Raw genomic sequence first — 12959 nt, 5'->3', positions numbered from 1 at the left:
GCCCCGTAGGAAGCGAAAAGAGATATGACTGCTGTCGCAGAAAAGACCACGACGGGTCGCGTTGTTCGTATCACCGGCCCCGTGGTCGACGTGGAGTTTCCGCGTGGCGCGGTACCCGACCTGTTCAACGCCCTGAACGCCGAGATCACCTACGGCGAGCTGGCCAAGACCCTGACCTTGGAGGTCGCCCAGCACCTGGGTGACAACCTGGTCCGCACCATCTCCATGCAGCCCACCGACGGCCTGGTGCGCGGCACCGAGGTCTCCGACACCGGCGCCTCCATCTCGGTGCCCGTCGGCGACGGCGTCAAGGGCCACGTGTTCAACGCCCTCGGTAACTGCCTCGACGAGCCCGGCTACGGCGAGGACTTCGACCACTGGTCGATCCACCGCAAGCCGCCGGCCTTCGCCGACCTGGAGCCCCGCACCGAGATGCTGGAGACCGGTCTGAAGGTCGTCGACCTGCTCACCCCGTACGTGCGTGGCGGCAAGATCGCCCTGTTCGGTGGTGCCGGCGTCGGCAAGACCGTGCTGATCCAGGAGATGATCAACCGCATCGCCCGCAACTTCGGTGGCACCTCGGTGTTCGCCGGCGTGGGGGAGCGCACCCGTGAGGGCAACGACCTGTGGGTCGAGCTCGCGGATGCCAACGTGCTCAAGGACACCGCCTTGGTGTTCGGCCAGATGGATGAGCCGCCGGGCACGCGTATGCGGGTCGCTCTGTCCGCGCTGACCATGGCGGAGTACTTCCGCGATGAGCAGAACCAGGACGTGCTGCTGTTCATCGACAACATCTTCCGGTTCACCCAGGCCGGTTCCGAGGTGTCGACCCTGCTGGGCCGTATGCCTTCGGCCGTGGGTTACCAGCCCACGCTAGCCGACGAGATGGGTGAGCTCCAGGAGCGCATCACCTCGACACGTGGTCGCTCGATCACCTCGATGCAGGCCGTGTACGTGCCCGCCGACGACTACACCGACCCGGCCCCGGCGACCACCTTCGCCCACCTGGATGCCACCACCGAGCTCTCGCGTGCGGTGTTCTCCAAGGGCATCTTCCCCGCGGTGGATCCGTTGGCATCGTCCTCGACGATCCTGCACCCCAGCGTGGTCGGCGACGAGCACTACCGCGTCGCCCAGGAAGTCATCCGGATCCTGCAGCGCTACAAGGATCTTCAGGACATCATCGCCATCCTCGGTATCGACGAGCTGTCCGAAGAGGACAAGGTGCTGGTGTATCGCGCCCGTAAGATCGAGCGCTTCCTGAGCCAGAACATGATGGCGGCCGAGCAGTTCACCGGGCAGCCCGGCTCGACCGTGCCGCTCAAGGAGACCATCGAGGCCTTCGACAAGCTGTCCAAGGGTGAGTTCGACCACCTGCCCGAGCAGGCGTTCTTCCTCATCGGTGGCCTGGACGACCTGGCGAAGAAGGCAGAAACCCTCGGCGCCAAGCTGTGACCGGTCTAGTGGCCCGAAAGGTGGTGTGGCATGGCTGAACTGGACGTCGAGATCGTCGCCGTCGAGCGTGAGTTGTGGTCCGGCAAGGCCACGTTCGTCTTCACCCGCACCACTGCGGGTGAGATCGGCATCCTGCCCCGACACATCCCGTTGGTGGCCCAGCTGGTCGACGACGCCATGGTGCGCGTCGAGCGGGAGGGCGAGGATGACCTTCGCATCGCCGTCGACGGTGGATTTCTGTCGGTGACCGATTCCGGGGTGAGCCTCCTGGTGGAGAACGCCCAGTTCGAGTCGGAGATCGATGCCGACGCGGCCAAGCAGGACTCCGAATCCGACGATCCTGCCACCGCAGCCTGGGGCCGCGCGCGGCTGCGCGCGGTCGGGCAGATCGACTAGTAGGAACCGCCGATGAGCGCGTCCATGTTGTTCATGGTCGCGCTCGTCGGCGTTTTGCTGTTGGCGGTGGTCGCGCTCGGCTACCGCCTGTGGAAGCTGCGCCAGGTGGGTGGTACCGCCGCCATCCTGCGCGACTATCCGGCCGAGGGCGGAGCCGGCTGGCGCCATGGCGTGCTGCGTTACCGCGGCGGCGAGGCCGAGTTCTACCGGTTGTCGAGCGCACGCTGGTGGCCGGATCGCCGGCTGAGCAGGCTGGGTCTTGAGGTCGTCTCCCGGCGCTCCCCGCGCGGCGACGAGTTCGACATCATGACCGAGGAGATCGCGGTGCTGGAACTGCGCGATGTCAGCCCCGAACGCGGGCGCGGTTACGAAGTGGCGCTCGACCGCGGGGCATTGACGGCCTTCACCTCATGGGTGGAATCACGGCCGTCACCGCGGGCGCGGCGGCGTACCTGATTCCCGGGTCGCTGCGCTCCTGCCCGCTGTAGCTAGGTTCGCTGGCCGCCGGGCTGCCATTTCACATCGCCGTCCGGGTTGGCCACTCTCGACAGGATGAAGAGCAGGTCAGACAGCCGGTTGAGGTATTTCGCCGGGAGCACGTTCACGGATCCACCGTGCTGGTGCACCGCCCGCCACGCGGAGCGCTCGGCGCGACGGGTGACGGTGCGCGCCACATGCAGCAGCGCCGACAGTGCGGTCCCGCCCGGCAGGATGAACGAGTCGAGTTTGGGCAGGTCCTCGTTGAAGTCGTCGCACCAGCCTTCGAGCCGGTCGATGTAATCCTGCAGAACCCGCAGCGGCGGATACTCCGGGTTGTCCACCACCGGGGTGGAGAGGTCGGCACCCGCATCGAAAAGGTCGTTCTGGATCTGTAGCAGAACCGCGCGAATCCGGTCATCGGGCCGGCCCAGCGACACCGCAACACCGATTGCCGCATTGGCCTCATCACAGTCCGCGTAGGCCTCGAGCCGGGCGTCGTTCTTGGAGACCCGGCTGAAATCGCTCAGCCCGGTGGTGCCGTCGTCGCCGGTCCGGGTATAGATGCGGGTCAGGTGCACGGCCATGGTTCAACCGTACCGGTCCATCCAGCGCCGATGTGGCCGCAGCGTTCTTCAACCAGGGCCTGGTCTGCTTACACTGGCCCGCGTGAGCGATCGATTCGTGGTGACGGGCGGAAGCCGGTTATCGGGTGAAGTCGCCGTCGGGGGAGCAAAGAACAGCGTGCTCAAGCTGATGGCGGCAACGCTGTTGGCCGAGGGCACCAGCACGATCACCAACTGCCCGGACATCCTGGACGTCCCGTTGATGGCCGAGGTGCTCCGCGGCCTGGGCGCCACCGTCGACCTCGACGGGTCGACGGTCCGCGTCACCTCGCCGGACGAGGTCAAGTACGACGCCGACTTCGCCGCCGTGCGCCAGTTCCGTGCATCGGTGTGTGTGCTCGGTCCGCTGGTCGGGCGGGGTAAGCGCGCCAAGGTCGCGTTGCCCGGTGGCGATGCGATCGGATCTCGGCCGCTGGATATGCACCAGTCCGGACTGCGACAGCTCGGGGCCCGCTGCAATATCGAGCATGGTTGCGTGGTCGCGGAGGCCGATCAGTTGCGCGGCGCGGAGATCCAGTTGGAGTTCCCGTCGGTGGGCGCGACCGAGAACATCCTGATGGCGGCGGTGTTGGCCGAGGGTGTCACCACGATCCACAACGCCGCCCGCGAGCCGGACATCGCTGATATCTGCACCATGCTCAACCAGATGGGGGCGCAGGTCTCCGGCGCCGGCTCATCGACCTTGACCATCACCGGAGTGGATCGGCTGTACCCCACCGAGCATCGGGTGATCGGGGATCGCATCGTCGCGGCGACCTGGGGCATCGCTGCGGCGATGACCAAGGGGGACATCTCCGTGACCGGTGTGGACCCCGCGCACCTTCAGTTGGTGTTGCACAAGTTGCACGACGCCGGCGCGACAGTCACCCAGCATGACAACGGCTTCCGCGTGGTCCAGTACGAGCGGCCCAAGGCCGTCAACGTCGCCACGCTGCCGTTTCCGGGTTTCCCCACCGACCTGCAGCCGATGGCGATCGGGTTGGCCTGTATCGCCGAAGGCACGTCGATGATCACCGAGAACGTGTTCGAAGCACGCTTCCGCTTCGTCGAGGAGATGATCCGGTTGGGGGCCGATGCTCGTACGGACGGTCACCATGCCGTCGTGCGTGGGCTGCCGCAGCTGTCGAGCGCACCGGTATGGGCATCGGACATCCGGGCCGGCGCGGGCCTGGTGCTTGCCGGACTGGTTGCCGACGGGGACACCGAGGTGCACGACGTCTTCCACATCGATCGGGGTTACCCGTTGTTCGTGGAAAATCTGGTCAGTTTGGGCGCCGAGGTGGAGCGGGTAAGATAGGTCGGACCGGCCGGTGCCGCGACACCGAGCCTCTGACCAGCGGATTTGACTTCGCAACGAACGAAGTCCTAATCTAATCGAGTTGCCCCGGACACGGGGGACAGAGAAGTTTGACTCCCCGGCTCAGATAGTTTAAGCTGGCAGGGTTGCCCCGAAACGGGAAACTTCGAAACAATCTGGTCTGTTGTTTGAGAACTCAATAGTGTGTTTGGTGGTTTTTGTTTGTTGTTTTTTGCCACTCATTTTTGGGGGACTTCCCGTCTTCCCGAGTTTGGTGGGTGGTTTGTTTTTTTGATGCCAGTTTTTGGTGTCTTTTGTTTGGATATCAGGTTTTTCTGATTCGAATTCCACCTGGCCTTTGGGTTGGGTTGTTTTTGTTTGGAGAGTTTGATTCTGGCTCAGGACGAACGCTGGCGGCGTGCTTAACACATGCAAGTCGAACGGAAAGGCCCTTCGGGGTACTCAAGTGGCGAACGGGTGAGTAACACGTGGGTGATCTGCCCTGCACTTTGGGATAAGCCTGGGAAACTGGGTCTAATACCGAATATGACCATGCGCCTCCTGGTGTGTGGTGGAAAGCTTTTGCGGTGTGGGATGGGCCCGCGGCCTATCAGCTTGTTGGTGGGGTAATGGCCTACCAAGGCGACGACGGGTAGCCGGCCTGAGAGGGTGACCGGCCACACTGGGACTGAGATACGGCCCAGACTCCTACGGGAGGCAGCAGTGGGGAATATTGCACAATGGGCGCAAGCCTGATGCAGCGACGCCGCGTGAGGGATGACGGCCTTCGGGTTGTAAACCTCTTTCAGCACAGACGAAGCGCAAGTGACGGTATGTGCAGAAGAAGGACCGGCCAACTACGTGCCAGCAGCCGCGGTAATACGTAGGGTCCGAGCGTTGTCCGGAATTACTGGGCGTAAAGAGCTCGTAGGTGGTTTGTCGCGTTGTTCGTGAAAACTCACAGCTTAACTGTGGGCGTGCGGGCGATACGGGCAGACTTGAGTACTGCAGGGGAGACTGGAATTCCTGGTGTAGCGGTGGAATGCGCAGATATCAGGAGGAACACCGGTGGCGAAGGCGGGTCTCTGGGCAGTAACTGACGCTGAGGAGCGAAAGCGTGGGGAGCGAACAGGATTAGATACCCTGGTAGTCCACGCCGTAAACGGTGGGTACTAGGTGTGGGTTTCCTTCCTTGGGATCCGTGCCGTAGCTAACGCATTAAGTACCCCGCCTGGGGAGTACGGCCGCAAGGCTAAAACTCAAAGAAATTGACGGGGGCCCGCACAAGCGGCGGAGCATGTGGATTAATTCGATGCAACGCGAAGAACCTTACCTGGGTTTGACATGCACAGGACGACTGCAGAGATGTGGTTTCCCTTGTGGCCTGTGTGCAGGTGGTGCATGGCTGTCGTCAGCTCGTGTCGTGAGATGTTGGGTTAAGTCCCGCAACGAGCGCAACCCTTGTCCTATGTTGCCAGCGGGTTATGCCGGGGACTCGTAGGAGACTGCCGGGGTCAACTCGGAGGAAGGTGGGGATGACGTCAAGTCATCATGCCCCTTATGTCCAGGGCTTCACACATGCTACAATGGCCGGTACAAAGGGCTGCGATGCCGTGAGGTGGAGCGAATCCTTTTTAAAGCCGGTCTCAGTTCGGATCGGGGTCTGCAACTCGACCCCGTGAAGTCGGAGTCGCTAGTAATCGCAGATCAGCAACGCTGCGGTGAATACGTTCCCGGGCCTTGTACACACCGCCCGTCACGTCATGAAAGTCGGTAACACCCGAAGCCGGTGGCCTAACCCCTTGTGGGAGGGAGCCGTCGAAGGTGGGATCGGCGATTGGGACGAAGTCGTAACAAGGTAGCCGTACCGGAAGGTGCGGCTGGATCACCTCCTTTCTAAGGAGCACCACGAGACTCATGCCCCGCCCACATCGTGTGGGGGTTCGGTGAGCTGAGCGATTCGTTGGATGGACTGTTCTCTGTAGTGGAGGCAGTTCTGGTGCAACTCAACAAACTTTGGCTCCTGTTTTGGGGCGAGATCATCAGGCACACTATTGGGCTTTGAGACAACAGGCCCGCGGGACATCTGCGTTGGTGGGTGTTGCCGGCCGTGAGTCCAGGAGTCCCCAAGTGTTGGGGATGATCGGTGAGCGGTTCTTGTTGTTGCCCCGCTTTGGTGGTGGGGTGTGGTGTTTGATTTGTGGATAGTGGTTGCGAGCATCTAGCACGCAGGAAGACTGGTTCTTCGGGCTCCTTTTTTGGGGGGTGTGGGGTTCTGGTGTTGTTGTGTGTGTTTGATGTGCAATTTTTTTCTTTATTTGGTTTATCTGTGTTGTAAGTGTTTAAGGGCGCATGGTGGATGCCTTGGCATTGGGAGCCGATGAAGGACGTGGGAGGCTGCGATATGCCTCGGGGAGCTGCCAACCGAGCGTGGATCCGAGGATGTCCGAATGGGGAAACCCAGCACGAGTGATGTCGTGTTACCCAGCGGTGAATATATAGCCGTTGGGAGGGAACGCGGGGAAGTGAAACATCTCAGTACCCGTAGGAAGAGAAAACAAAAGTGATTCCGTGAGTAGTGGCGAGCGAAAGCGGAGGATGGCTAAACCGTATGCATGTGATACCCGGCGGGGGTTGTGTGTGCGGGGTTGTGGGGCGTTTCTTCTCTGGTCCGCCGACCAGGGCAACAGTGAGAAAAGTGTGTGTTAGCGGAAGTGGTCTTGGGATGGCCTGCCGTAGACGGTGAGAGCCCGGTACGTGAAAACACATGCTCTGTTGTGGGACTGTCCCCGAGTAGCAGCGGGCCCGTGAAATCTGCTGTGAATCTGCCGGGACCACCCGGTAAGCCTGAATACTTCCCAATGACCGATAGCGGATTAGTACCGTGAGGGAATGGTGAAAAGTACCCCGGGAGGGGAGTGAAATAGTACCTGAAACCGTGTGCCTACAATCCGTCAGAGCCTTCGTGTTAAAGCGTGGGGTGATGGCGTGCCTTTTGAAGAATGAGCCTGCGAGTCAGGGACATGTCGCGAGGTTAACCCGTGTGGGGTAGCCGCAGCGAAAGCGAGTCTGAATAGGGCGTATCCAATCCAAAGGGGTTGGTGTAGTGGTGTGTTCTGGACCCGAAGCGGAGTGATCTACCCATGGCCAGGTTGAAGCAGCAGTAAGATGTTGTGGAGGACCGAACCCACTTAGGTTGAAGACTGAGGGGATGAGTTGTGGGTAGGGGTGAAAGGCCAATCAAACTCCGTGATAGCTGGTTCTCCCCGAAATGCATTTAGGTGCAGCGTTGCGTGTTTCTTACCGGAGGTAGAGCTACTGGATGGCCGATGGGCCTCACAAGGTTACTGACGTCAGCCAAACTCCGAATGCCGGTAAGTGAAAGCGTGGCAGTGAGACGGCGGGGGATAAGCTCCGTGCGTCGAGAGGGAAACAGCCCAGATCGCCGGCTAAGGCCCCTAAGCGTGTGCTAAGTGGAAAAGGATGTGCAGTCGCGAAGACAACCAGGAGGTTGGCTTAGAAGCAGCCACCCTTGAAAGAGTGCGTAATAGCTCACTGGTCAAGTGATTGTGCGCCGATAATGTAGCGGGGCTCAAGCACACCGCCGAAGCCGCGGCAATCAACCTTTGGTTGATTGGGTAGGGGAGCGTCCTGCATCCAGTGAAGCAGCGGAGTGATCCAGTTGTGGAGGGTGTGGGAGTGAGAATGCAGGCATGAGTAGCGATAAGGCAAGTGAGAACCTTGCCCGCCGAAAGACCAAGGGTTCCTGGGGCAGGCCAGTCCGCCCAGGGTGAGTCGGGACCTAAGGCGAGGCCGACAGGCGTAGTCGATGGACAACGGGTTGATATTCCCGTACCCGTGTGTGCGCGCCCATGATGAATCAGCGGTACTAACCGCCCAAAACCATCGTTACCGATCACCTTCGGGTGTGAGGATTGATGGGGCTGCGCGGGACCTTCGCTGGTAGTAGTCAAGCGATGGGGTGACGCAGGAAGGTAGCCGTACCAGTCAGTGGTAATACTGGGGCAAGCCTGTAGGGAGAGACCTAGGTAAATCCGGGTCTCACATATCCTGAGAGGTGATGCATAGCCGATTGAGGCGAATTCGGTGATCCTATGCTGCCGAGAAAAGCCTCTAGCGAGCTCACACACGGCCCGTACCCCAAACCAACACAGGTGGTCAGGTAGAGAATACTAAGGCGTACGAGTGAACTATGGTTAAGGAACTCGGCAAAATGCCCCCGTAACTTCGGGAGAAGGGGGACCTCCTACTGTCATGGCCTTTGCGGCCGGCAGCGGTGGGGGGTGGCACAAACCAGTGAGAAGCGACTGTTTACTAAAAACACAGGTCCGTGCGAAGTCGCAAGACGATGTATACGGACTGACGCCTGCCCGGTGCTGGAAGGTTAAGAGGACCCGTTAACTCGTAAGGGTGAAGCGGAGAATTTAAGCCCCAGTAAACGGCGGTGGTAACTATAACCATCCTAAGGTAGCGAAATTCCTTGTCGGGTAAGTTCCGACCTGCACGAATGGCGTAACGACTTCTCAACTGTCTCAACCATAGACTCGGCGAAATTGCACTACGAGTAAAGATGCTCGTTACGCGCGGCAGGACGAAAAGACCCCGGGACCTTCACTACAACTTGGTATTGGTGCTCGATACGGTTTGTGTAGGATAGGTGGGAGACTGTGAAGCATGCACGCCAGTGTGTGTGGAGTCATTGTTGAAATACCACTCTGATCGTATTGGGCCTCTAACTTCGAACCGTATATCCGGTTCAGGGACAGTGCCTGGTGGGTAGTTTAACTGGGGCGGTTGCCTCCTAAAATGTAACGGAGGCGCCCAAAGGTTCCCTCAACCTGGACGGCAATCAGGTGTTGAGTGTAAGTGCACAAGGGAGCTTGACTGCGAGACTTACAAGTCGAGCAGGGACGAAAGTCGGGACTAGTGATCCGGCACCTCTGAGTGGAAGGGGTGTCGCTCAACGGATAAAAGGTACCCCGGGGATAACAGGCTGATCTTCCCCAAGAGTCCATATCGACGGGATGGTTTGGCACCTCGATGTCGGCTCGTCGCATCCTGGGGCTGGAGCAGGTCCCAAGGGTTGGGCTGTTCGCCCATTAAAGCGGCACGCGAGCTGGGTTTAGAACGTCGTGAGACAGTTCGGTCTCTATCCGCCGCGCGCGTCAGAAGCTTGAGGAAACCTGTCCCTAGTACGAGAGGACCGGGACGGACGAACCTCTGGTCCACCAGTTGTCCCACCAGGGGCACGGCTGGATAGCCACGTTCGGACAGGATAACCGCTGAAAGCATCTAAGCGGGAAACCTTCTCCAAGACCAGGCTTCTCACCCATTAAGTGGGATAAGGCCCCCCGCAGACCACGGGATCGATAGACCAGACCTGTACACCTAGCAATAGGTTTAGGGAACTGGCACTAACCGGCCGAAAACTTACACACACCCATCAAAAGTGGGTAGCAGATAAACCGTGTAAGAAAAAATTTGACGCACAACAAACGCGCTTGCAACCACAATCCACACCATGGAACACACGACACGACCAGCAATGGGAATGTCACACACTCCACCACCAAAACACACTTCCCCCACCCATCACGCGCGTGGGGGCGCCCAGAAAAGGGTGAATAAAGTTACGGCGGCCATAGCGGCAGGGAAACGCCCGGTCCCATCCCGAACCCGGAAGCTAAGCCTACCAGCGCCAATGATACTACCCAAAAGGGTGGAAAAGTAGGACACCGCCGAACACACATTAAGCCCTCGGCCCTCCAAACACCGTTTGGAGGGCCGAGGCATTTGTGCGTTAGGGCCTGTTTTGTTCGTTCTCGGAAACCTCTTATCAGAGAACGAGTTGGAATGCAGATCAATCGAATAGCGCCAATTCTGACCGGCTTTTCTCCATATCCAACAATGCCCTTTTGCGGTTCAATCCACCGCCATAACCGGTGAGGCTGCCATTGGCGCCGATAACGCGATGGCACGGCACAATGATGCCGATCGGATTATGTCCATTGGCCAATCCGACCGCCCGGAATGCCGTCGGCGATCCGATCTGCAATGCGATCTCACCGTATGTTGTGGTCTCGCCATAGGGAATTGTCAGCAGTGCCTCCCACACACGGCGTTGGAAAGGCGTTCCGCCGAAATGCAGATCCAGATCGAATTCGGTGAGCGTGCCGGCGAAGTAGGCGGTGAGCTGTTCGACCGCATCCGGGAACGCCGAGTCGTCGATCTGCCAGCCGGCGCGGTTCGGCTCGTAGGTCTGGTCTTCCATCCTGAGGTGCCCGAGACGTCCGTCGACGCCGGCCAGGGTCAGCAGCCCCACGGGGCTGTCCACGCTTCGGAACTGCATGCCAGTCATCGTTTCTCCTGCCGCGATCGTGGTGGCCACTCGTTGACGGCATGGTCGAGTGCCGTCCACAGATGTTGTGTCACGTAGGCCCGCCAGGGGCGCCACCGGGCGCTGTGCTCGAGCAGGGCATCTGAGGCGGCGGGTAGGCCGACGGCCTTGGCGGCCGCTCGTACCCCCAGATCGGTGACCGGGAATGCGTCCGGGTCGCCGAACCCGCGCATCGCAATGACCTCGGTGGTCCACGGGCCGATCCCGGGCAGCGCCGTGAGCTGAGCCCTGGCTCTGTTCCAGTCCGCTCCCGCATCCACCTCGAGGTCGCCGGCGGCCATGGCGGCGACCAAGGTGGTCAAGGTTCGGCGTCGGGAGGCGGGCATGGCCAAGCGGTCCGGGTCCAGTGCGGTCAGCTGTTCGGTGGACGGGAAGACATGGGTGAGGCCGCCGCCGGGATCGGCGACCGCTGTGCCATAGGCCTGCGCGAGGCGCCCGGCGTGCGTGCGGGCCGCCTTCACCGAGACCTGCTGACCCAGCACCACCCGGACCGCGAGCTCCGCCTCGTCGACGGTGCGCGGTATGCGCTGGCCGGGTGCCTTGGCCACGACCGCGCCGAGGTGGGCATCCTGGCTCAGCGCGTCCACCACGGCGACCGGATCCGCATCCAGGTCGAGCAGGCGCCGGCAGCGGGCGATCGCCGCGGAGAGATCGCGGAAGTCGTCGACAACCAGCCTGCACTGCACATGGTCGGGGTGGGGCGTCAGCGCCACCACCCCGGAACCGGAGGGCAGGCGCAGCGTCCGCCGATAGGCCCCGTCGCGCACCTCTTCGACACCGGGCACCGCACTGGCGGCGAGATGCCCGAACAGCCCCTCATAGGAGAACGGTGCGCGTACCGGCAGGCGCAGCGACAGCACGTCGGTGCCGACCCGTTCGACCGCGCTGCGGCTGCGTGCGCGCTGGCGCAGCGCGGTCGGCGTCAACGCACTGACCGCTCGGACGGTCTCGTTGAACTGCCGGATACTGCTGAATCCCGCCGCGAATGCGACATCGCTGAACGGGAGGTCGGTGGTCTCGATGAGCACCCGGGCGGTTTGGCTGCGCTGCGCGCGGGCCAGCGCCAGCGGGTTCGCGCCCACCTCGGCCTGCAGCAGCCGCTCCAGCTGGCGGGTGGTGTATCCCAGGCGGCCCGCCAACCCGGTCACCCCGGACCGGTCCACGGTGCCGTCGGCGATCAGCCGCATTGCCCGGGCCACCACATCACCGCGCACATTCCACTCCGGGGAGCCGGGTGAGGCGTCCGGGCGGCAGCGCTTGCACGCCCGGAAGCCGGCTTTCTGGGCCGCGGCAGCGGTCGGATAGAACGTCATGTTCCGCGCGAGAGGTGGGCGTACCGGACAGCTCGGCCGGCAATAGATACCGGTGCTGAGCACGGCGGTGACGAACCAGCCGTCGAACCGGGCGTCCTTGGACTGGACCGCTCGGTAGCAGCTGTCGAAATCGTCGTGCATGCCTTCACCTTTACACCCGAGCACCGACATCACTGGCGGAAAAGCGACATCGATGTGGTGGGTTCCGGTGCTCAGTCCCCGGCGATGGTGCGGATGCCCGCCAGCACGACGCCGACGATCCGCTCGACATCTGCGCGGGTCACCGACCGCGTGCCGCGGTTGACGATGAGATGCACCGGACCCGAGATCATCTCGCCGAGAAACGCGCTGTCCACCGGAGGGAGTTCTCCACGGTCCACGGCGGTGTCCACCCGCCGCTGCATGGCCGCCACGCGCCGGTCCAGGACCTTCGTGAGCGCCGCGACGGTGGAGTGATGGCGGGCGGGCTGGAGGGCCTGCGAGAGCGTCCGTCCGAACGGTGTTTCGAGCGCACTCGCCAGGGCGAGCAGATAGTCGGCCAAGTCCTGCTCGATGTGCCCGGTATCGGCGATGGACGCGAGATCCTCGGCGTAGTGGATGAGGGATTCGACCACCAGCGCCTCCCGGTCGGGCCAGTTGCGGTAGACGCTGGTCTTGTGGACGCCCGCGGATTCGGCGACATCTTCGTAGCGGAAGTGGGCGATACCGTCGCGGGCGACAAGTTCCGCTGTGGCAGAGAGGATTTGGTTCCTGACTCGCGCATTACGGCCGCCGGGGCGGCGCGCGGCCGGCTCGTCGGCCATGGTCGCCGCCCTCCTGTCGTCCGGGTGCTGATTGTTCCCACCCGCGGCGTTGCGGTGCAACCCGTCCGCGGGTAGCTTCATCTTAACGCAACTAATTGTTGCTTTAATGATCGGGGGCGGACGATGCGGAGATCAACGACACCGCAGAGGACATCGAACTGCTGCGCGGCGACC

Annotated in this window: 8 protein-coding genes and 3 rRNA genes; 7 read left to right on the top strand and 4 right to left on the bottom strand. The window is 61.8% G+C overall.

Translation table 11 applies throughout. The features are described 5' to 3' along the window. Nucleotides 1-24 precede the first annotated feature (24 nt). From atpD to C6A86_RS20490, 3 genes are read left to right on the top strand one after another with little or no spacing between them, the layout of a single operon-like run. Nucleotides 25-1455 (top strand): F0F1 ATP synthase subunit beta, encoded by a 1431-nt coding sequence (gene atpD, locus C6A86_RS20500; protein WP_105366709.1) that lies wholly within the window; start codon nucleotides 25-27, stop codon nucleotides 1453-1455. Nucleotides 1456-1485: 30 nt separating this feature from the next. Beyond that, nucleotides 1486-1851, top strand: coding sequence for a F0F1 ATP synthase subunit epsilon (locus C6A86_RS20495; RefSeq protein WP_105366708.1), 366 nt, complete (start codon nucleotides 1486-1488; stop codon nucleotides 1849-1851). Nucleotides 1852-1863: 12 nt separating this feature from the next. Further along, entirely contained in the window at nucleotides 1864-2307 is a 444-nt protein-coding gene (locus C6A86_RS20490) for a DUF2550 domain-containing protein (protein ID WP_199196471.1), read from the top strand. A gap of 32 nt (nucleotides 2308-2339) precedes the next feature. Here C6A86_RS20490 and C6A86_RS20485 read toward each other — a convergent pair whose 3' ends face one another. Then, a complete protein-coding gene (locus C6A86_RS20485; protein WP_105366707.1) occupies nucleotides 2340-2915 on the bottom strand; it encodes a cob(I)yrinic acid a,c-diamide adenosyltransferase in 576 nt (191 codons plus the stop codon). A gap of 82 nt (nucleotides 2916-2997) precedes the next feature. On the opposite strand from C6A86_RS20485, the gene murA reads away from it, so the two are divergent. The 4 genes from murA to rrf all read left to right on the top strand — a co-directional run bounded on the left by murA (nucleotide 2998) and on the right by rrf (nucleotide 10016). Beyond that, nucleotides 2998-4251 (top strand): UDP-N-acetylglucosamine 1-carboxyvinyltransferase, encoded by a 1254-nt coding sequence (gene murA / locus C6A86_RS20480; RefSeq protein WP_105366706.1) that lies wholly within the window; start codon nucleotides 2998-3000, stop codon nucleotides 4249-4251. A 375-nt stretch (nucleotides 4252-4626) separates the two neighbouring features. Continuing rightward, nucleotides 4627-6147: ribosomal RNA gene (locus C6A86_RS20475) — 16S ribosomal RNA — on the top strand. Nucleotides 6148-6583: 436 nt separating this feature from the next. Then, a 23S ribosomal RNA gene (locus C6A86_RS20470) occupies nucleotides 6584-9710 on the top strand. A 193-nt stretch (nucleotides 9711-9903) separates the two neighbouring features. Next, a 5S ribosomal RNA gene (gene rrf / locus C6A86_RS20465) occupies nucleotides 9904-10016 on the top strand. Together the 16S, 23S and 5S rRNA genes form the textbook arrangement of a ribosomal RNA operon. A 116-nt stretch (nucleotides 10017-10132) precedes the next feature. Here the strand turns inward: rrf and C6A86_RS20460 are convergent. The 3 genes from C6A86_RS20460 to C6A86_RS20450 all read right to left on the bottom strand — a co-directional run bounded on the left by C6A86_RS20460 (nucleotide 10133) and on the right by C6A86_RS20450 (nucleotide 12785). Continuing rightward, nucleotides 10133-10630 (bottom strand): methylated-DNA--[protein]-cysteine S-methyltransferase, encoded by a 498-nt coding sequence (locus C6A86_RS20460; protein ID WP_105363612.1) that lies wholly within the window; start codon nucleotides 10628-10630, stop codon nucleotides 10133-10135. After that, nucleotides 10627-12123: a DNA-3-methyladenine glycosylase 2 family protein gene (locus C6A86_RS20455; protein WP_105363627.1), complete on the bottom strand. Its 1497-nt coding sequence runs from the start codon at nucleotides 12121-12123 to the stop codon at nucleotides 10627-10629. Before C6A86_RS20455 ends, C6A86_RS20460 begins: the two co-directional genes overlap by 4 nt. Before the next feature lie 71 nt (nucleotides 12124-12194). Continuing rightward, nucleotides 12195-12785 (bottom strand): TetR/AcrR family transcriptional regulator, encoded by a 591-nt coding sequence (locus C6A86_RS20450; protein WP_105363628.1) that lies wholly within the window; start codon nucleotides 12783-12785, stop codon nucleotides 12195-12197. Between the last annotated feature and the right edge of the window lie 174 nt (nucleotides 12786-12959).

The organism is Mycobacterium sp. ITM-2016-00316, assembly GCF_002968335.2.
Classification (GTDB): domain Bacteria; phylum Actinomycetota; class Actinomycetes; order Mycobacteriales; family Mycobacteriaceae; genus Mycobacterium.
The sequence above is the reverse complement of the archived record's forward strand: the minus strand, read 5'-3'. Positions and strand labels throughout refer to the sequence as shown.

Coding starts and splice junctions, on each gene's coding strand:
- C6A86_RS20485 (WP_105366707.1), bottom strand. CDS start 2,915: ATGGCCGTGCACCTGACCCGCATCTATACCCGGACCGGCGACGACGGC.
- C6A86_RS20495 (WP_105366708.1), top strand. CDS start 1,486: ATGGCTGAACTGGACGTCGAGATCGTCGCCGTCGAGCGTGAGTTGTGG.
- C6A86_RS20460 (WP_105363612.1), bottom strand. CDS start 10,630: ATGACTGGCATGCAGTTCCGAAGCGTGGACAGCCCCGTGGGGCTGCTG.
- C6A86_RS20455 (WP_105363627.1), bottom strand. CDS start 12,123: ATGCACGACGATTTCGACAGCTGCTACCGAGCGGTCCAGTCCAAGGAC.
- C6A86_RS20490 (WP_199196471.1), top strand. CDS start 1,864: ATGAGCGCGTCCATGTTGTTCATGGTCGCGCTCGTCGGCGTTTTGCTG.
- atpD (WP_105366709.1), top strand. CDS start 25: ATGACTGCTGTCGCAGAAAAGACCACGACGGGTCGCGTTGTTCGTATC.
- C6A86_RS20450 (WP_105363628.1), bottom strand. CDS start 12,785: ATGGCCGACGAGCCGGCCGCGCGCCGCCCCGGCGGCCGTAATGCGCGA.